This window comes from Brevibacterium sp. UBA7493, from assembly GCF_002479565.1.
Classification (GTDB): domain Bacteria; phylum Actinomycetota; class Actinomycetes; order Actinomycetales; family Brevibacteriaceae; genus Brevibacterium; species Brevibacterium luteolum.
In genome coordinates this window covers 1-18,540 of record NZ_DLOD01000013.1, presented here as the reverse complement: position 1 = coordinate 18,540, position 18,540 = coordinate 1, and the positions used below count along the sequence as shown (strand labels likewise).

The following is an 18,540-nucleotide window of genomic DNA, read 5'->3' as shown; positions in this document are numbered from 1 at the left end:
CATCAGACAGGCAGGATCAGACCGGCGGAATCTGACACGCGAGGTCAGAGGGGCGGGCCGGAGGTGTATCCCAGCAGCACCCAGCTCAGCGGCAGCGCACCTGCACAGGCGATAGTGCCGAGCGCCCAGCCGATCCGCCACTTCCAGGTGCGGCGCTTGAAGCCGCGCCAGATGCACACGATCGCGCCGATGAGACCGGCCGCGCCGAGCAGCGTCATGATGCCCAGGCCGAGGACGTTGAGCGTCGAGGTGCCCATGAGGACGACGTAGTAGGCGATCTGGCCGACCATGAGCGAGAACCGCAGGGACAGCCACACGAGCGGCAGCGAGATAAGCGCTGCGATGACGAGCGGGAGTGCCTTGACGATCTTGTCCCGGCGCTCGGGGTCGCGGGCGACCTGCGAGTACTCGGAGTGCTGGTTCATGGAGTCCTCGGAGTCAGAGAAACAGGTCATCGAAAGGGACAGGGAGTGAGCGCCGGCCGACGTGCCAGTGTCAACCCCAAGGTACTAGACTCTCTTGGGTGACTTCCACCGGTGACTACAGCTTAAAGACCATCCGCGAACAGGCCGCGCGCAGGCGCACCTTCGCGGTCATCTCCCACCCTGATGCCGGTAAGTCGACCCTGACCGAGGCGCTGGCGTTGCATGCCCGGGTCATCGGCCAGGCCGGTGCCACCCACGGCAAGGCCGGACGCCGGGCGACCGTGTCGGACTGGCAGAAGATGGAGCAGGAGCGCGGCATCTCGATCTCCTCGGCCGCCCTGCAGTTCGAGTACCGCGATGCGGTCCTCAACCTCATCGACACTCCCGGCCACGCCGACTTCTCCGAAGACACCTATCGGGTGCTCTCCTCGGTCGACTGCACGATCATGCTCGTCGACGCCGCCAAGGGCTTAGAGACGCAGACGATGAAGCTCTTCGAAGTCTGCGCCCACCGCAACATCCCGATCATCACCGTCATCAACAAGTGGGACCGGCCGGGCCTCGAACCCCTCGAGCTCATGGACGAGATCCGCGAGCGCACCGGCATGCTGCCGACCCCGCTCACCTGGCCGGTCGGCGTCTCCGGTGACTTCCGCGGCGTGCTCAACCGGGCGGATGGCACCTACACGAAGTACACCCGCTCCGACGGCGGCGCCTCGATTGCCGGTGAGGAGACGATGGACGCCGAAGCAGCCGAGGCACTCGAAGGCGACGCGTTCACCACTGCGGTCGATGAGTCCGATCTGCTGGAGATGGAGGAGCAGAACCACGACCAGGAAGCCTTCCTCGCAGCGAAGTCGACACCGGTGATGTTCGCTGCCGCGGTGCTCAACTTCGGTGTGCACAAGGTCCTCGACACCCTCGTCGACCTCGCCCCGCCGGCCGAACCCCGGACGGATAAGAATGGTGAGCCCCGCCCGGTCGACGCGCCGTTCTCCGGATTCGTCTTCAAGGTCCAGGCCGGCATGGATGCCAACCACCGCGACCGGCTGGCCTACATCCGCGTGTGCTCCGGCGTGTTCGAACGCGGTATGGTCGTCACCCACGCCTCAACCGGCAAACCGTTCGCCACGAAGTACGCCCAGCAGGTCTTCGGCCGCGACCGCGCCGTCATCGACGAAGCCTTCCCCGGCGACGTCGTCGGCCTCGTCAACGCCTCCGCCTTGCGGGTCGGCGACTCGCTGTACCTGGATCAGCCAGTCGAGTTCCCCGGCATCCCGACCTTCTCTCCCGAGCACTTCATGGTCATCCGCGCCAAGGACTCCTCGAAGTACAAGCAGTTCCGGCGCGGCGTCGAACAGCTTGACCACGAAGGCGTCGTCCAAGTGCTGCGCTCCGACCTGCGCGGCGACCAAGCACCCGTGCTCGGCGCGGTCGGCCCTATGCAGTTCGAAGTCGCCGAAGACCGCATGGTCCAGGAGTTCAACGCCCCCTGCCGGCTCGAGCCGCTGCCCTACACGATCGCCCGCCGCACGACACCCGAATGTGTGCCGACCCTGGCCCGGGAGCGCTCCGTCGAGGTGCTCTCGCGCTCCGACGGCGAACTGCTGGCACTGTTCTCCGACCGATGGCGGCTCCAGGGCGTCGAACGACAGCACCCCGAACTCGTCCTCGAACCCCTCGTCGTCTCCTGAACCACGACCTCGGCGCCGGCACGTCGCACACGCTGGTGAACATGTGACGATCTCGCCAGCCAGGAATAGAAGATCGTGCAGCTTTGAACCGGTCCAGGAGAGGACTAAGATGGTCATCTGTGCCTTCACAAGGGCTGTCACATCATGAACCCGCTGGGCAGGCATACCTCTTCACAATACGAAGGCGTTCATCAGGAAAGGTCGACAACAGTGACAACTCAACCGATTCGCGTCGCAATCGCCGGACTGGGCAACTGCGCAACGTCCCTCGTCGAAGGCGTCACGTACTACGCGGACGCTTCCCCCGAGGACACCATCCCCGGTCTCATGCACGTGAACTTCGGTGACTACCATGTCAGCGACCTCGAGTTCGTCGCCGCCTTCGACGTCGACGAGGCCAAGGTCGGCCTCGACATCGCCGAGGCGATGCGCGCAGGACAGAACAACACCATCAAGATCTGCGACGTCGAGAACACCGGTGTGAAGGTGCAGCGCGGCCCGACGCTCGACGGTCTCGGCCGCTACTACCGCGAAACGATCACCGAATCCGCCGCCGAACCGGTCGACGTCGCCCAGGCACTGCGCGACGCCCGGGCCGATGTACTCGTGTGCTACCTGCCGGTCGGCTCCCAGGAGGCCACCGAGTACTACGCCCAGGCCGCGCTCGATGCCGGCGTCGCCTTCGTCAACGCCCTGCCGGTGTTCATCGCCGGCACCAAGGAATGGGACGACAAGTTCCGTGCGGCCGGCGTGCCGATCGTCGGCGACGACATCAAGAGCCAGATCGGCGCGACGATCACCCACCGCGTCATGGCCCGCCTGTTCGAAGACCGCGGCGTCGTCCTCGACCGCACCTATCAGCTCAACGTCGGCGGCAATATGGACTTCAAGAACATGCTCGAACGCGACCGGCTGGAGTCGAAGAAGATCTCCAAGACCCAGGCGGTGACCTCGAATACGTCTGCCGAACTGGCCGCCAAGGACGTCCACATCGGCCCCAGCGACTACGTGCAGTGGCTCGATGACCGCAAGTGGGCGTATGTGCGCCTCGAAGGCCGCAACTTCGGCGATGCTCCGGTCTCACTGGAGTACAAGCTGGAGGTGTGGGACTCCCCGAACTCCGCCGGCGTCATCATCGACGCGATCCGGGCCGCGAAGATCGGCCTCGACCGCGGTGTCGGCGGTGCGCTCATCTCCGCCTCGTCCTTCTTCATGAAGTCCCCACCCGAGCAGCAGAACGACGAACTGGCCCGCCAGGCCGTCGAGGACTTCATCGCCGGGCGCATCGAACGCTGAACCGGGCGCATCGAACGCTGGAGCGGTCGCGCGACGCGCCGCTGACCGCCATCAACGGGCCCTGCTCGACGGCAGGGCCCGTCGTGGCACCCGGAGACCCGTCGGCTGGAGTGCGGACCCGGCAGTGGGGAGGGCATCGTCTGCGAATGCATCCCATGGCTGTCATTCCTGTGCTGTAGTAGGCTACAAGCCGCGCGTCGAACCGTCGTTGTCTCCGAGTGAAAGATCCCCGCTATGTCCACTGCAGCAGCACATCCGGGAAAGCAGAAGTCCGAGGAGGACCTCAGCTGGCTGATGAAGTCGCTGGTCCTCATCGAGAAGGCCGGCAACAAGCTCCCGCACCCCTTCTGGCTGTTCCTCAGCCTCGCCGCCATCGTCATGCTGCTGTCCTGGTGGCTGGCCAGTGCCGGCGTCTCCGCCGTCAATCCGGCAGATGACGAGGAAGTCGCCGTCGTCAACCTGCTCTCGACCGAGAGCCTGCGCGAGATCGTCTCCGGCATCACCGAAAGCTACGTCACCTTCCCAGCGCTGGGACTCGTGCTCGTCGTGCTCTTCGGTGTGGCGGTCGCTGAGCAGTCGGGTCTGTTTCCCACCATGATGCGCGCGGCCCTGTCGAACGTCTCCCCGCGGCTGGTCACCCCGGTCGTCGCTCTCGTCGGTGCGGCCGCCTCGATCGCCTCCGACGCCTCCTACATGATCGTCATCCCGCTCGGCGGGCTGGCGTTCAAGGCCGTCGGCCGCAACCCGGTCATCGGCTGCGCGGTCGCCTACGCCGCAGTCTCCGGTGGCTACTCCGCCGCCCCGTTCGTCAACAGCCTCGATGCGATCCTCGGCGGCATCTCGACCTCTGCCTCCCACATCATCGACGAAAGCTACACCGTCACGCCGGTGGCGAACCTGTACTTCAACTTCGTCTCCATGTTCGCCGTGGCGCTGGCGATCACGCTGGTGACCGAATTGCTGCTCAACAAGCGCGGTGAGCAGATGGAGCTCACCGAAGTGAACGGCACCAGCACCACCAGCGGAGGCAACGGCTCCGGCGCCGCCGCGACCGCCGCCTCGGCAACGGCCGGCAGCGACGACGGCACCGCCGGCCGCGACGTCCAGGACCAGGACCTCTCCGCACCGGTTACCGCGTTGGAGAAGCGCGGCATGCTCATCACCCTCGTCGTCGCGATCATCGGTGTGGCCGCCTGTGTCGCGATCGCGTGGCCTGAGAACTCCTTCCTGCGCGATGCCGACGGCGGCTTCACGATGGAGTCCGGGCTGATGGCCGGCATCGCCCCGATCATCGGCATGGGCTTCTTCGTCCTCGGCATCGTCTACGGCGTCGTCACCGGCAGCATCAAGCACCCCAACGATGTCCCGGAGATGATGGTCAAGGGTGTGGCCCCGTTCGTGCAGGTCCTTGTGCTGTTCTTCGCCGCCTCCCAGTTCCTGGCGCTGTTCGCGATGTCGAACCTCGGTGTCATCCTCGCGATCCGCGGTGCCGAGTTCTTCCAGAACATCGGCGCAACCACCTTCCTCATCCTCATCGGCGGCTACCTGCTCACCGCGCTCGGCGCGATGTTCATCACCTCCGGTTCAGGCCTGTGGACACTCATGGCCCCGGTGCTCATCCCGATGTTCATGCTGCTGGGCATCGCCCCGGAGATCACCCAGGCCGTCTACCGCATCGGCGACTCGACGACGAACATCATCTCGCCGATGAGCCCGTACTTCGTCATGATCCTCGGGTTCATCCAGCGCTATAAGAAGGACGCCGGCATCGGCACGCTGCTGTCGCTGACGATCCCGCTGTCCTTTGCGATGTTCATCGTATGGGGCATCCTGTTCTTCCTCTGGTGGGCCACCGGCATCCCGATGGGTCCCGGCGCGCAGACGCACTACCAGATGTGACCCGGCGCCCGGTCTGCGAGGCAGTCGGTGCCCGGGCCGGGAGGCAGTCGGTGCCCGGGCCGGGATGCACCCGTTGCCGAGGCGTCGGTAACGGGTGCATAACGGCTGGCCAGAGCGCACTCGGCCACAGCGGCCGTACAGCTTCCTTCGGTAGACTGGCAGACAGTCGCGGACCGTGACGACAAACCAGCGATACCCGGAGGTAACACGGATGTCCAACCCGCTCGTTCGACGCGGCCTTGAACAGGGAATCAAGGCTGGCCACCAGCCGGCCACCCCAAGCGCCGAAGAGCTCAACTCGATGTACATGCAGCCCTCGGCCGAGCCGCAGCGCCCGGTCGATGAGCGTGTCATGACCTATGACGACGTCCTCATCAAGACCGGCATCTGCTTCGCCGTGCTGCTCGCCGGTGCGGTGCTCGGCTGGTTCATGCCCGTCCTCGCCCTGCCGGCGATGCTGCTAGGTCTCGTCCTCGGCCTCGTCAACGCCTTCAAACGCGAGCCGAACAAGGGACTCATCCTCCTCTATGCCGGTGTCGAGGGCGTGTTCCTTGGCGGCATCTCCGGTATGTTCAACGCCGCCTACGAGGGCATCGTCGTTCAGGCTGTGCTCGCCACGCTGTGCGTCTTCGGCCTGATGTTCGCTCTTTTCCGCTTCCGCATCGTGCGTATGAGCGGCAAGATGATGAAGTTCCTCATGCTCGCCGTCGGCGGGTATGCGATCTTCGCGCTCGTGAATTTCGCTTTCGCGATGTTCACCGGTGGTGCGATGAACGCCCGCAACGTCGAGATCACCATCATGGGCATGACGATGCCGCTTGGCGTCGTCATCGGCATCGTCGCTGTCGTTCTCGCTTCGCTCACCCTCGTGGCTGACTTCCAGATGATCGAAGAGGGCGTCAAGCACCGCATCCCGGAGAAGTACTCCTGGACCTGCGCGTTCTCGCTCATGGTGACCCTCATCTGGCTCTACGTTGAGATCCTGCGCCTGCTGTCGTACTTCAGGCAGAACTGACCTAAGGGGCTTCCCCTGAGATGAATACCCACGCAGCGGCGGACCTCCACGAGGAGGTCCGCCGCCTTCGCATCCGCATCACATCCCTGGCCTCCTCACCCCACCCCGGCCACAGCCTCGATGCCGTGCTCGCCGACGGCCGTACCCGCCGGCAGGCGATCCGCGAGGCACTGTCGTCCCTGGCCGCGCTGAGCCTGGCAACACGCCCGGTCCGCTCGACCGTGCTCATGGCCGCCACCGGTGCGCACACGGCCTCCGCGCCCGAGGCGCCGGCTGGCTCCGTGCCCACCGTCCCCGACCTCGGCGACCGGGTGATCGCCGACCAGCTCGTCGTCCTGCTCCTCGACTGCGCACCGGAATACGGCGCCAACCAAGCTGTCACCGAGAAGGCCCGCGACATCGCCGTGCAGCTGCGGCGGGAGCTGGCCTGACCAGCCGAGGGTGACGACAACCGGCCCTGCCAACGGCTGAGCTGGCATGGCAGACTGGCACTATGACTCGGGTGCTGATCGTCGGAGCAGGAATCATCGGCTTGGCCACCGCCTACCAGCTCGCCCAGCGCGGCGCTGAGGTTACCGTCCTCGACCGCTCAGGTGTGGCCTCCGGTGCCAGCTGGGGCAACGCCGGCTGGGTGTGTCCCGGCCTTGCAACACCGCTGGCTGCCCCGGGCGGGTGGAAACACGGCATCGACGCTGTGACGAAGCCGCACGCCCCGCTCACCTTCTCGCGCATCACCCCGGCGCTTACTGTGTTTCTGACGAAGTTCGCCGCGCAGATGACCGAGCGCCGCTTCCATGCCGCACTGCGCGACAATGCCGTCCTCGCGCGGCAGGCGCTGCCGGCCTTCGACCGGCTCGCCGAAGCCGGACTCGAAAGCCCAGTGCGTCGGGCTGATTACACGATCGGGGTTGAGGACAACGACACGGTCGTGAAGTTCGATCTCGAGCTCGACCAGATCGCCGAACTCGGCATCGACGTCGGCAGCTACCGCATCGATCCGGCCACCGTGCCGTACTTCTCCAACCGCATCACCGCAGCACTGTGCGTCACCGGACAGGCCTACATCGACCCAGGGGAGTACTGCCAGGCGCTCGCTGCTCTCGCCGGACAGGCCGGCGTGCAGATCATCACCGACGCCGAGGTTGTCGCCGGCCATGCGGGCACCAATTCCGTCAGCGTCGTCGACCGCACCGGCCGTGCCTTCACCGCCGATGAGCTCGTCGTCGCCGCCGGCGCCTGGTCCGACGACGTGCTGCGCGCGATCTGCGGTCGCCGGACCGCCACGGGTCAGGCCAGTGGCCGCGGCTACTCCTTCACCGTCGACGCTGACTCAGCACATCTGCCCGATGGCCCCGTCTATCTGCCGGCTCAGCGCGTCGTCCTCACCCCATACCAGGGCGCGATCCGTGTGGCCGGCACAATGGAGTTCGCCGAGCCCGACGCTCCACCTCGCCCTGGCCGCATCGAGGCGATCATCGCCCAGATCTCGCCGCTGCTGGACGGCATCGACCTGGCCGGCACCCGTGACCATTGGGTGGGCCCACGCCCGGTCAGCACCGACGGCCGGCCCGTCACCCGCCGCATCGGCAACCGCGTCACCGCTGCCACCGGGCACGGTATGTGGGGTGTGGTCTTCGGCCCGATCACCGGTGAGGTCGTCGCCGAGCAGCTGCTCGGCTCGTAACGGTGAAGGCTGGGCAGACGCGCTCAGCGATTCCAGATAAAGGGCGGACGGGCCTGCTCTGCTTCGTGCTCGTGCCCGAGGGGGATCTCACGGCGGTCCTTGAGGAGGAACGTGGCTGTCGCGGACACGATGACCATGCCCAATAGATAGACGCCGACGGCTGTAGTGCCGCCTGTCTGCTGCACGAGTGCAGCGGCGATGGTCGGCGCGAACGCACCACCGAGGATCGCACCGAGGGCGTAGGAGATGGCCACGCCTGAGTAGCGGACTGAGGATGGGAAGAGCTCTGCGAAGAACGCTGACTGGGGTCCGTAGCTGAGTCCGAGTCCGACGGCGAATACAGACACACCGATGGTCAGCAGAAGAATGTTGCCCGAGTTCACCATCGCGAGCATGGGGAACACCGATAACGCCAGACATGTCCAGCCAGCGAAGTAGGAGTTGCGGCGACCGATCCGATCGCTCACCCACCCGCCGTAGAGTGTGGCTGCAAGCCAGAAGAATGCGGAGACTGTCACGGCGAACAGCACGCTGGCGCGATCGAGCCGGACCGGTCCGTCTGGATCGGAGGCGTAGTTCTGAATGAACCCGCCGGTGGTCATGTAACCGAGAGCGTTGTTTCCAGCGAATGTCAGAGCCACGATCACGACCAGCAACGCGTGCTTGCGGAAGAGTACCGCCAGCGGCACGCGCTCGCGTTCGCTGGCTTCACGCATCTTGTTGAAGACGGGGCTCTCCTCGATGGTTCGGCGCACGACGAGTCCGACGATGACGAGCACGATGCTGAACATGAACGGAACGCGCCAACCCCACTCGAGGAAGGCATCACCTGGAGCGATCAGGCTCATGACGCCGATCATCGAGGTCGCCAAGATCAGACCGATCGGCGTTCCGATCTGCGGAGCCGCGCCGAAGAATCCGCGTCGATCAGTGGGAGCGTATTCGACGGCCATGAGTGCGGCACCGCCCCATTCGCCGCCGGCGGAGATGCCCTGCAGGATGCGCAGCACAATGAGCATGATCGGCGCGAGGATGCCGATCTGCTCGTACGTGGGAAGCAGCCCGATGATGAAGGTTGCAACACCCATCAGCATGAGAGTCGCGACCAGCATCGCCTTTCGGCCGATCTTGTCTCCGAGGTGACCAGCGATGATGGCGCCCAGCGGCCGGAAGATGAAGCTCAGCCCGATCGTCGCGAAGGAGATGAGGAGCGACAGTTCTTTGCCCGCTGGACTGAAATACAGAAGCTGGAAGACGAGCGCCGCGGAGTTGGCATAGATGAAGAAGTCATACCACTCGATCGTTGTGCCGACCATTGTAGCGACTGCCACTTTTCGCCGTTCGGCCAGGGTGAATTGGGTATCTGTGCTCGCTGTCTTCTGTTTCATGTGAGCTCCGTTGTCCACGAGTATCCGGCCCAGCCATTGCGGTCAATGTAGTGTACGTTAGATATACTACAGAGTGAGTTCAGTCACAAGAAGAGGGGATTTCGATGTCTCAGCATGGTATCCAGCGGGGAGGCGGCCGTCTGTTCACTGACGACGGGCAGGACGGTCTGCTGCACCGTGCGTTCCTGCGCGGTGAGGGCTTCAGCGCCGAAGCCGTCCGCCGCTCACCGGTGATCGGCATTGCCAGCAGTGCCAGCGAACTCAATCCCTGCAATGCGGGACTGGCAGCTCTGGCCGCCGACGTGAAAGCCGGGGTCCGCGAAGCCGGAGGGCTCCCGCTGGAGTTCCCGACGATCTCGATCTCAGAACCGTACTCACGACCGACGAGTCTGTATCTGCGCAATCTTATGTCCATGGATGTCGAGGAGATGATCACGGCGTCTCCCATCGATGGCGTCATCCTGCTCGGGGGCTGTGATAAGACCATCCCGGCGCAGATTATGGGAGCCGTCAGCGCTGGTGTCCCGGCCATGGTGCTCGCTGCCGGCTCACGTCCGGTCTCGTGCTTCAAGGGCAATGCCTCGTTCACCGTCGACGATGTCTGGCCGGCCTGCGAGAAGCGACGCGTCGGCCAGCTCGATGACGACGAATGGCGCGAACTTGAAGGCAGGACCAACATCGGTGTCGGAACGTGCAACGTGATGGGCACCGCAACGACGATGGCCGCGATCGCCGAGGTGCTCGGTTTCGCTGTGCCGGGTTCAACACTGCCGTCAGCCAACAATCCCGGCCGCCGCGACGTGGCTCGGGCGACGGGCAGAATCATCACCGAGACAGGGGCGGCGGGTGCCAGTCCTGCTGATCTGGTCACGATGCGTTCGCTGGAGAACGCGTTCCGCGTCATCACCGCGCTTGGTGGGTCGACGAACGCGATCATCCATCTGGAGGCGATCGCGGGACGGGCGGGACTGCGCATCGGCATCGATCGCTTCGAGCATTGGTCGCGAACGACCCCGGTTCTCGCCGATGTGCGCCCTGCAGGTCGTCATCTGCTCAGCGAGCTCGACGAGGCTGGCGGGATTCCGGAAGTTATGCGCCGGCTCGGCGACCTCATCGACGGGCAGGCGCTGGCTGGCGACGGACGACGATGGTCGGAAGTGCTCGACGACCGCGGACCTGTACCGGAGCACCCGGCGTTGCGCTCTGCATCGGCGCCGATCTCCGAGCGGGGCGCGCTGCGCATGATGCGCGGCAATCTTGCTCCGGGAGGATGCGTCATGAAGCTGGCCGCAGACGCTCCGGCGAGGCGCAGAGCTCCTGTTGTTGTCTTCGACGGCCTCGAAGATCTCTATGCGCGCATCGACGACCCCGATCTGGATGTCACCCCGGATTCGATCCTGGTGCTGCGCGGACTGGGCGTGTTGGGTGCACCGGGGATGCCGGAGGTGGGCCATCTGCCGATTCCGCGAAAGCTCGTCGAACAGGGTGTCGACGATATGACTCGGATCTCTGATGCCCGCATGAGCGGAACCTCCACCGGCTCGGTCGTCCTCCACGTCAGCCCGGAGTCGGCGGCAGGCGGACCGCTGGCGAAGCTGCGCACGGGCGACTGGGTTGAGATCGACGCAGATGCCGGGGAGATCAACCACTGCGTACCAGCTGCTGAGTTCGAAGGACGGGAACCCGTGATGAATCCGATGTCGGCGACACGTGGCTACGCGCGCCTGCACCGCGATCACGTGCTCCAACCCGATGCCGGCTGTGACTTCGACTTTCTCACTGCCGACCCCACTGACGAACCGGGTTCGGAAGGGGCGGCATCATGACCGGGCGCATTGGTTTCATCGGCCCAGGAAAAATGGGAAGGCCGATGATCGGTCGACTGCAGGCCGCTGGACATGACGTGGTCGTCTGGGCCCGCCGGGCCGAACAACGGGCTGAGTTGTACGAGGCCGGTGTGCAGACCGGAGACCTGAGAGACGTCTTCACTTGTCCAGTCGTCGTCTCGTCTCTGCTCGATTCGGATGCCATCGATGGAGTCTTCTTCGACAGCGGCATCGACCTCCGGAGAACAGACACGGCACTTGTCATCGAGCACGCCACCATTGCGCCAGAAGACTCCGTTCGCGTTGCAGGCACGCTCGCCGAAGCTGGCATCAGATATCTTGACGCACCTGTCTCAGGCGGCCCGCAGGGCGCAGCAGACGGCAGTCTTGTGACGATGATTGGCGGCTCTGAAGAATCACTCGCAGCAGCTCGAAGCGTGCTTTCTGCCTACTGCCGGCGCATCGTCCATGTCGGCGAGAACGGTGCGGGGGTCGCCCTCAAGCTCGTCAACCAGCTGCTCGTCGCGGTGCACTCCGTCGCCGCTGCCGAAGCGGGGGCACTGCTCCGGGCCAACAGCATCGATCCGTCCGTTGCAGTTGAGGCGCTCATGGGTGGGTGGGCGGCATCCCGCAGACTCGAATTGCAGCTTGTCGACACCATCAACGGAGACTATGCGCCTGATGGCGCCAGCGTCGGAAGCTTTCTGCCGATCCTCAGCCTCGTACGTGATGCACTCACTTCCGCCCGCGTGACCAGCAGTCTGCTCACCGGAGTGGAGCAGACGTGGTCAACTGCTGCCGCGCGGGACCCAGCCGCGGCATTCTCGGCACTCATCACCGCCTACGACACTGCATATCCCGACTCCACAATCCTGAGGAATCACGATGAATAGCCAACAGGTCGCAATCGTCACCGGATCGACAAGCGGCATCGGGCAGGGCATCGCCCACCGTCTGCACGCAGAAGGTTTTGCCGTTCTCGTCAACGGCTTCTGCACCGAAGAAGCCGGGCGGCAGATGGTCGCTGCGCTCAGTTCGAGCGCCGACTACATCGATGCAGACGTCTCCGACAGCTATCAGGCGAAGTCCATCGTCGATCGGGCTCTCGAGCGCTTCGGGCGTCTCGACCTCCTCGTCAACAATGCCGGAATAGCCAAACGGGTCCCGCACCACGATCTCGATGCCGTATCCGACGAGTTCTGGGATCAGATCATGGCAGTGAACCTCCGCGGGCCGTGGAACATGATCAAAGCTGCCCGCAACGCTCTATCAGAAGCTCACGGACAGGTTGTGAACATCGCCTCGATCTCCGGCACCACCACGACGGGCAGCTCGATCCCCTACGCCGTCAGCAAAGCCGGCGTTATCCACCTGACGCGGCTCCTCGCTAAGGCCCTGGGGCCCGACATCCGGGTCAACGGAATCGCCCCGGCCTACATTGACACTCCTCTGACCCATGAATGGACCGACCTGCGCGAACGCGTGATCGGGCAGGCGCCGGCTCGGCGCCTCGGCGCGCCAGCAGATGTCGCTGCTGCAGTCGCAGCGCTGCTGGATCTGGGCTACGTCACCGGTGAGATCATCAACGTCGACGGCGGATTCCGCCTGTGACGACCGAGCCGGATACCGCCGACATAAGGTAAGAAAATGCCGAAACCATCGCAGACGGAGCGACTTCATACGCTGCTCAGCCACGAGATCCGCACCGCACGAGTCCGTCCCGGGCAGATGCTGGTCGAACCGGAAGTCGCGGAGAAGTACGGCGTCTCTCGCACGCCAGCCCGCGAGACCCTGCGACTGCTTGCCTCTGAGGGCTGGCTTCAGGTGCTGCCGCGAAAGGGCTATTTCGTCCGACCGCTCGAACTGCAGGATGTCAGCGAGGTCATGCAGCTGAGAATCGCCATCGAACCGGCTCTGGGCGCCGAGGCTGCGAAGCAGTCGACCCCCCGACTCATCAGCACCCTCCGCCAACTCATCGACGAACAGCACGAGCCAGGTGCCGATCGAGAACAGCAGCTCGACCGTGCAGAGCGGTTCCATCTGGCAGTCGCCGAAGCCAGCGGTAACCGGCGCGCGCACGGCGTGCTGCTTCCGCTCATCAACGAGATCAGCCGGCTGCATCATGCTGTCCCGAAGGTCGCCGACCACGTCACGTCAGAAGTCGAGCGCCAGGCCCATCTTGATATCGCCGACGCTCTTGAGGCTCGTGATCCCGGCAGCACCCAGGCGCTCATCCGGGAGCATCTTGAAGAGTCTCGAACTGCGATGTTCGCCGCGTTCTGAGTCGCACCCGCACAGAACGCCGGCCGGTCAGGTGAAATCACCCGACCGGCCCGCAAACTGACTACGAGTGCGCAGCCAGCACCGCGCCGTCACACCAGCGCCCGCCGCAGCGTATCGAGCCCGACCGAGCCCACGGCCAGTGCCCTGGCGTGGAAGTCCTTGAGGCTGAACGACGCGCCGGCCTGTGCCTTCGCCTCGTCGCGGATCTCCTCCCACAGCCGCTGACCGATCTTGTAGCTCGGCGCCTGACCCGGCCAGCCGAGGTAGCGGTTGAGCTCGAAGGCGAGGAAGCTGCGGTCCATGGCGACATTGTCGGTGAGGAACTGCCAGGCCTTCTTCGCATCCCACGTGCCGCCACCCACCGACTTAGGCGCATCCAGCTTCAGATGCACACCCAGGTCGACGCATACGCGGGCGGCACGCAGCCGCTGCGAGTCGAGCATGCCCATGTAGTCACCGGGGTCGTCGAGGAACCCGAGGTCGGCCATGAGCCGTTCGGCGTAGAGCGCCCAGCCCTCACCGTGTCCGGAGACCCAGCAGGCGTGCCGGCGCCAGTCGTTGAGCTGCTCCTTGAGATACGTCGCCTGCCCGATCTGCAGGTGATGGCCGGGCACACCCTCGTGATAGACGGTCGTCTTCTCCTGCCATGTTGAGAAGGTCTCCGTGCCGGCAGGCACCGACCACCACATGCGGCCAGGCCGTGAGAAGTCATCTGTCGGGCCGGTGTAGTAGATCCCGCCGGTGCCATCGGGCAGCACCATGCACTCGATCGTGTGCAGCGGCTCGGGGATCTCGAAGTGCTCCTTCGACAGCTCGCGGGTTGCCTCATCAGCGGTGGCCTGCATCCACTCGCGCAGCGCATCAAGCCCGTGCAGCTGCCGGGAGGGGTCCTCATCAAGCGCCTTCATCGCCGTGAACACGTCATCACCGGGGGAGACCTGGGCTGCGATCTTCTCCTGTTCGGAGTGGATCTGCGCCAGCTGGTCGAGACCCCACTGGTAGGTCTCCTCGAAGTCGATGTCTGCACCCAGGAACGTCCGGCTGTGCAGTTCGTACTCCTCGCGGCCGCACGCATCGTCGCTTCCGGCGTGCGGGGCGATCTCTGTGCGCAGGAACTGTGCGAGCTCGCCGTAGGCTGATCGTGCCTGCTCGGCACCTTCCTGCAGGGCGGCAGCAAGTGCTTCTGGGACCGAGGCGTCGGTGATAAGGGCATCGAAGTGCCCGCCGGGCTTGGCGGTCTCCTCAGCCTGCTTGGCGGCTTCGGTCACCTGGCGGATCGCTGCGACCCGGCCCTGTTCGCGACCGGCGGTCAGTGACTCGCGGTAGCCGTCGAGCGCCTCGGGCACTGACGAGAGCTTCGCGGCGATGTGCTCCCAGTCTCCTTCCGAGCCGGTGGGCATGAGGTCGAAAACGTCGCGGATGAGCTGGACGGGGGAGGTGATGACGTTGACGTAGCCGAGGTGGTAGCCGCGCTCGACGGTCTGGATGTCGAGCTCCAGGCGCTCATGCATCGCATCAATGGTCACCCGGTCGGTGTCGTCGAGTCTCTCGGCGGCGGCCACGGCCTGGTCGAGGGCGGACAGGGTGTTCCGGGCGAGGTCCGCGCGGCGCTGGGCACCGGCGGGGGAGTAGTCATCGAGTTCGTCGATCCGGCCGTCGACTCCCAGCGAGACGCGGAACGAGGGGCTCATATCGAGCAGGCGGGCAACATAGTCATTCGCGACGGCGTCGATGCCGCTGGTGGGGCGTGAAAGCTCTGTCATGGCCACCACCTTAACGCCCAAATCGGCCGCCGCCAGGTCAAGCTCCCCACGAGATCCGCCGCTGCTGAGGCGGTGATCGTGTCCGTATGGCGGGTGCATGTGAATGGCGCACCGAACGCTTGTTAATGTCGTTTTACATCGGCTTCAAAAGGAGATGCTCATGGTTTGCCCTCCACCGTTGGTGGCGGCCTCACCAGCACAGGGCTCGTCGTCCTCGCCGGCTGCGCGCCTGGGGGCACTTCCGTGCATCGTGGTGCTCAGTCTGGCGATCGCTGTTCTCAGTGTTCCCGCAGATCGTCACCTGGCTGCCCGAGGTGCTCTACAGTGAGTAGGCCGCCGAGCAGGAGTGCGGGCGCAGGCGGCAGATGAGACAGCAGTGATGGAAGGGAGGGAGGCGCGTGGCAGAGCCGAGGCTCTGGTCGAAGGACTTCACCGTCGCGATCATCGCCGCCGTGTTCCTGTCCTTCGTCTTCTATCTGCTCATCACCACGATGGCCGGCTACGCCGTCATCCGCTTCGCCGCCTCCGACTCCGCCGCCGGTCTGGCCTCCAGCTCGTTCGTCCTCGGCGCGGTCGCCGCCCGCATGTTCGTCGGCACCATGCTCGACACCCTCGGTCGTTACCGGGTGCTCATCACCGCCTTCACTCTCTCCGCGGTTGCCGGTGCCCTGTATCTGCCGGCTGACTCGCTGCCGCTGCTGCTGGCGGTCCGGTTCGTCCACGGCGCGGTGTTCGGCGCCGGGCACACCGCCATCATGGCTGCTGTCCAGGACATCATCCCGCCGTCTCGCCGTGCGGAGGGCACCGGCTACTTCGGCACCTCGACGACCCTGGCGGCAGCGCTCGGCCCGCTTATCGCGATCATCGTCGTACGCGACTACGGCTATCACTGGCTGTTCATCACCTCCCTGGTCTTCACGGTGCTCGGGTTGGTGGCGATCCTGTTCCTGCGCGTACCCGAACGCGCCGCCGGTGAACGCGAGCTGCTGAGCTGGCGCAGCTTCCACCCGGTGCGCCTGTTCGACCCCTCGGGCCTGCTCATCGGCTCGGCAGTGCTCACCGCTGGTGTCGCCTACTCCTCGGTCATGACCTTCCTGACCACCTACACGACGAGCATCGGCATCGCCGATGCCGCACCTGCGTTCTTCCTCGCCTTCGCCGGCTCCTCACTCGTTGCCCGGCTCACCCTCGGCCGCATCCAGGACAGCTACGGTGACAACATCGTCGTCTACCCGCTGTACGCCTCGTTCTTCACCGCGATGGTGCTCATCGCCGTCGTTCCGCAGATGTGGACGATCATCCTCGCCGGCGTGCTCGGCGGGGTGGGCTTCGGCACGCTCATGTCCTCAACCCAGGCGATCACCATCCGCCGCGCCGGGCCCACCCGCGTGGGTGTGGCGACCTCGACGTACTTCTTCATGATCGACATCGGCTTCGGGCTGGGACCGGTCGCTCTCGGTGCGCTCATCGCCGCGACCTCGTTCACCACGATGTACACCGTCGCGGCGCTGCTGGTGGGCGTCAGCGGAGTGCTCTACTGGCTGGTCCACGGACGGTTCGCCGCGCCCGAGGCGGGGGGAGTGGGTCCATGACAGCGCACCCTGGCGCTGGGGCGAGTGCCGCCGCACCGCAGCCGCTGTGGACCGGTCAGTTCCTGCTGGCCTTCGGGATCAACTTCGTCCTCTCGCTCTCCTTCTACGTGCTCATCACCTCGATGGCCGGTTACGCCGTCACCGAATTCGGCGCCGGCTCCTCGGTCGCCGGACTGACGGCCAGCGCCTTCATCATCGGGGCGACATTGGCGCGCATCATCGCCGGTAAGTACCTCGATTTCATCGGCCGGAGGACCTCGACGGTCGCCGCGCTCGTGGTATTCGTGATGTCCGCTGTGGCGTACATGTTCGCCGACCAGATCTGGCTCGTCATCGCCATCCGGCTCATCCATGGGGCGGCCTTCGGCTGGGGGTCGAACACCATCACGGCGGTCGCCCAATCGCTCATTCCGCAGTCTCGGCGGTCTGAGGGGACGGGCTATTTCGGCACCTCGACGACTCTGTCAGCCGGTCTGGGGCCGTTCCTTGCCGTGTGGCTGTCGGGGGCATACGGATACACGGCCGTGTTCATCATGTGTGCCGGGTTCTCTGTCGTCGGCGTGGTCTTCAGCCTGCTGCTGCGCCCAGCTGAGCGGGCGGTAACGCCGGAGGAACGTGCGCTGAAGTGGCGGCTGAGCCTGGGCACGATCATCGACTACCGCAGTGCGCGCATTGCGACCGTCATGCTGCTGGCCGGGTTGTCGTATTCAGTCGTACTGGCCTTCCTGCAGACTTTTGCGCACGAAGAGGACTTCGGTTCGGCGGCCAGCGTGTTCTTCATGGTATTTTCGGTCGCGATGCTGCTCGGCCGGCTGTTCGTCGGACGGCTGCAGGACGCCTACGGCGACAATGTCGTCGTCTACCCGCTCATCGTCAGTTTCACCCTCAGCCTCGTCGTCATCGGTCTGGCTCCGGCCGGCTGGGTCGTCATCGCCGCTGCGATCCCGGCGGGGCTGGGCTTCGGTTCGCTCTTTCCCAGTATCCAGGCCATCGCCGTCACCCTGGCCGGGCCCGCCCGGGCAGCGCTGGCGGTCTCGACGTTCTTCATCTTCCTCGACGTGGGCACCGGGCTGGGGCCGGTCATGCTCGGAGCGCTCACCCCGGCCATCGGGCTGCGCGGAGTCTATCTCGTCGCTGCAGCACTCATCGTCGTGGCCCTCGGGTTGTACTGGCTGTTCCACGGGCGTCGCCAGCGCACTTAGGCCAGCGACCGTGGGCTAACAGGCCCCGATTCGACGCTGACGAGAACCTCATTGATGACAACACTGTCTGAGAACCGTCGAAGGCAGTTTCGGGCACTCTTCCGCCACTGAGTCTCTCACCAGCAGATATGACAGACTCTTAGCAACTTCGACCCGAAACTGTGAAGAGTGTCATAGGATGCTGTATGGCTGATCCCGGGCATCGATGACCCGGGCGTGCTCAACGAAGAGAAAGTCACCCATGAAAAAAAACCTTGCACCGTCTTGGCGCCGGCACGGCCGTCGCCGCCCTCCTAGCCTCCGCCACCAGCGCGGGTGCCGCCTTCGCCGCTCCCGCCGGTGACGTGCTGCTGCTGACAGTTCCGGCCGACGACGTCGAGGAGGCCTCTGAGACGCTCGGCGATCTCGACATCGTCAGCGCAGAAGGCGACAATGTCATCGTCCTCGGCGATCAGGACCTCGCCGACGAACTG

16 protein-coding genes are annotated in these 18,540 nt (G+C 65.1%); 13 read left to right on the top strand and 3 right to left on the bottom strand.

What is annotated here, in order from left to right; translation table 11 throughout:
• Positions 1 to 44: 44 nt before the first annotated feature.
• On the bottom strand, positions 45 to 425 hold the full coding sequence (locus B4E96_RS07895; RefSeq protein ID WP_259834824.1) for a hypothetical protein: 381 nt from the start codon (positions 423 to 425) through the stop codon (positions 45 to 47).
• A 98-nt stretch (positions 426 to 523) separates the two neighbouring features.
• Between B4E96_RS07895 and B4E96_RS07890 the strand changes: the two genes are divergently transcribed.
• The 6 genes from B4E96_RS07890 (at position 524) to B4E96_RS07865 (ending at position 8,013) form a co-directional block, all read left to right on the top strand.
• A complete protein-coding gene (locus tag B4E96_RS07890) occupies positions 524 to 2,119 on the top strand; it encodes a peptide chain release factor 3 (RefSeq protein WP_286957078.1) in 1,596 nt (531 codons plus the stop codon).
• A gap of 210 nt (positions 2,120 to 2,329) precedes the next feature.
• Positions 2,330 to 3,415 (top strand): inositol-3-phosphate synthase, encoded by a 1,086-nt coding sequence (locus B4E96_RS07885; protein ID WP_286957077.1) that lies wholly within the window; start codon positions 2,330 to 2,332, stop codon positions 3,413 to 3,415.
• 234 nt (positions 3,416 to 3,649) lie between these two features.
• Entirely contained in the window at positions 3,650 to 5,314 is a 1,665-nt protein-coding gene (locus B4E96_RS07880; protein ID WP_286957076.1) for an AbgT family transporter, read from the top strand.
• A gap of 211 nt (positions 5,315 to 5,525) precedes the next feature.
• Positions 5,526 to 6,329 carry a Bax inhibitor-1/YccA family protein gene (locus B4E96_RS07875; protein ID WP_286957075.1) on the top strand — a complete coding sequence of 268 codons (804 nt, stop codon included), beginning with the start codon at positions 5,526 to 5,528 and terminating at the stop codon, positions 6,327 to 6,329.
• Positions 6,330 to 6,349: 20 nt separating this feature from the next.
• Positions 6,350 to 6,760, top strand: a complete 411-nt coding sequence (locus B4E96_RS07870) for a hypothetical protein (RefSeq protein ID WP_286957074.1) — start codon at positions 6,350 to 6,352, stop codon at positions 6,758 to 6,760.
• Positions 6,761 to 6,822: 62 nt separating this feature from the next.
• Positions 6,823 to 8,013 carry an NAD(P)/FAD-dependent oxidoreductase gene (locus tag B4E96_RS07865; protein WP_286957072.1) on the top strand — a complete coding sequence of 397 codons (1,191 nt, stop codon included), beginning with the start codon at positions 6,823 to 6,825 and terminating at the stop codon, positions 8,011 to 8,013.
• A 23-nt stretch (positions 8,014 to 8,036) separates the two neighbouring features.
• On the opposite strand, the gene B4E96_RS07860 is transcribed toward B4E96_RS07865, so the two are convergent.
• On the bottom strand, positions 8,037 to 9,401 hold the full coding sequence (locus tag B4E96_RS07860) for an MFS transporter (protein WP_286957071.1): 1,365 nt from the start codon (positions 9,399 to 9,401) through the stop codon (positions 8,037 to 8,039).
• Between the two features lie 104 nt (positions 9,402 to 9,505).
• Between B4E96_RS07860 and B4E96_RS07855 the strand changes: the two genes are divergently transcribed.
• The 4 genes from B4E96_RS07855 to B4E96_RS07840 are packed head-to-tail and all read left to right on the top strand — an operon-like array spanning position 9,506 to position 13,510.
• Positions 9,506 to 11,227, top strand: coding sequence for a dihydroxy-acid dehydratase (locus tag B4E96_RS07855; RefSeq protein ID WP_286957070.1), 1,722 nt, complete (start codon positions 9,506 to 9,508; stop codon positions 11,225 to 11,227).
• A complete protein-coding gene (locus B4E96_RS07850) occupies positions 11,224 to 12,120 on the top strand; it encodes an NAD(P)-dependent oxidoreductase (protein WP_286957069.1) in 897 nt (298 codons plus the stop codon). Before B4E96_RS07855 ends, B4E96_RS07850 begins: the two co-directional genes overlap by 4 nt.
• The gene (locus B4E96_RS07845) at positions 12,113 to 12,838 is read left to right on the top strand and encodes an SDR family NAD(P)-dependent oxidoreductase (RefSeq protein WP_286957067.1); all 726 of its coding nucleotides are present in this window, start codon (positions 12,113 to 12,115) and stop codon (positions 12,836 to 12,838) included. The genes B4E96_RS07850 and B4E96_RS07845 overlap by 8 nt, the downstream gene beginning before the upstream one ends.
• Positions 12,839 to 12,874: 36 nt before the next feature.
• The gene (locus B4E96_RS07840; RefSeq protein WP_286957066.1) at positions 12,875 to 13,510 is read left to right on the top strand and encodes a GntR family transcriptional regulator; all 636 of its coding nucleotides are present in this window, start codon (positions 12,875 to 12,877) and stop codon (positions 13,508 to 13,510) included.
• A gap of 89 nt (positions 13,511 to 13,599) precedes the next feature.
• On the opposite strand, the gene B4E96_RS07835 is transcribed toward B4E96_RS07840, so the two are convergent.
• Positions 13,600 to 15,273 (bottom strand): DUF885 domain-containing protein, encoded by a 1,674-nt coding sequence (locus B4E96_RS07835; protein ID WP_286957065.1) that lies wholly within the window; start codon positions 15,271 to 15,273, stop codon positions 13,600 to 13,602.
• Between the two features lie 398 nt (positions 15,274 to 15,671).
• On the opposite strand from B4E96_RS07835, the gene B4E96_RS07830 reads away from it, so the two are divergent.
• The 3 genes from B4E96_RS07830 to B4E96_RS07820 form a co-directional block, all read left to right on the top strand.
• A complete protein-coding gene (locus B4E96_RS07830; protein ID WP_286957064.1) occupies positions 15,672 to 16,865 on the top strand; it encodes an MFS transporter in 1,194 nt (397 codons plus the stop codon).
• Entirely contained in the window at positions 16,862 to 18,067 is a 1,206-nt protein-coding gene (locus B4E96_RS07825; RefSeq protein WP_286957063.1) for an MFS transporter, read from the top strand. The genes B4E96_RS07830 and B4E96_RS07825 overlap by 4 nt, the downstream gene beginning before the upstream one ends.
• 254 nt (positions 18,068 to 18,321) lie before the next feature.
• A partial coding sequence (locus B4E96_RS07820) for a hypothetical protein (protein ID WP_286957062.1) occupies positions 18,322 to 18,540 on the top strand: 219 nt, incomplete at its 3' end.

What these genes read in the sequence shown, in the direction of transcription:
- B4E96_RS07895 (WP_259834824.1), bottom strand. Translation starts at nt 425, where the DNA reads ATGAACCAGCACTCCGAGTACTCGCAGGTCGCCCGCGACCCCGAGCGC.
- B4E96_RS07880 (WP_286957076.1), top strand. Translation starts at nt 3,650, where the DNA reads ATGTCCACTGCAGCAGCACATCCGGGAAAGCAGAAGTCCGAGGAGGAC.
- B4E96_RS07875 (WP_286957075.1), top strand. Translation starts at nt 5,526, where the DNA reads ATGTCCAACCCGCTCGTTCGACGCGGCCTTGAACAGGGAATCAAGGCT.
- B4E96_RS07870 (WP_286957074.1), top strand. Translation starts at nt 6,350, where the DNA reads ATGAATACCCACGCAGCGGCGGACCTCCACGAGGAGGTCCGCCGCCTT.
- B4E96_RS07865 (WP_286957072.1), top strand. Translation starts at nt 6,823, where the DNA reads ATGACTCGGGTGCTGATCGTCGGAGCAGGAATCATCGGCTTGGCCACC.
- B4E96_RS07860 (WP_286957071.1), bottom strand. Translation starts at nt 9,401, where the DNA reads ATGAAACAGAAGACAGCGAGCACAGATACCCAATTCACCCTGGCCGAA.
- B4E96_RS07855 (WP_286957070.1), top strand. Translation starts at nt 9,506, where the DNA reads ATGTCTCAGCATGGTATCCAGCGGGGAGGCGGCCGTCTGTTCACTGAC.
- B4E96_RS07850 (WP_286957069.1), top strand. Translation starts at nt 11,224, where the DNA reads ATGACCGGGCGCATTGGTTTCATCGGCCCAGGAAAAATGGGAAGGCCG.
- B4E96_RS07845 (WP_286957067.1), top strand. Translation starts at nt 12,113, where the DNA reads ATGAATAGCCAACAGGTCGCAATCGTCACCGGATCGACAAGCGGCATC.
- B4E96_RS07840 (WP_286957066.1), top strand. Translation starts at nt 12,875, where the DNA reads ATGCCGAAACCATCGCAGACGGAGCGACTTCATACGCTGCTCAGCCAC.
- B4E96_RS07835 (WP_286957065.1), bottom strand. Translation starts at nt 15,273, where the DNA reads ATGACAGAGCTTTCACGCCCCACCAGCGGCATCGACGCCGTCGCGAAT.
- B4E96_RS07825 (WP_286957063.1), top strand. Translation starts at nt 16,862, where the DNA reads ATGACAGCGCACCCTGGCGCTGGGGCGAGTGCCGCCGCACCGCAGCCG.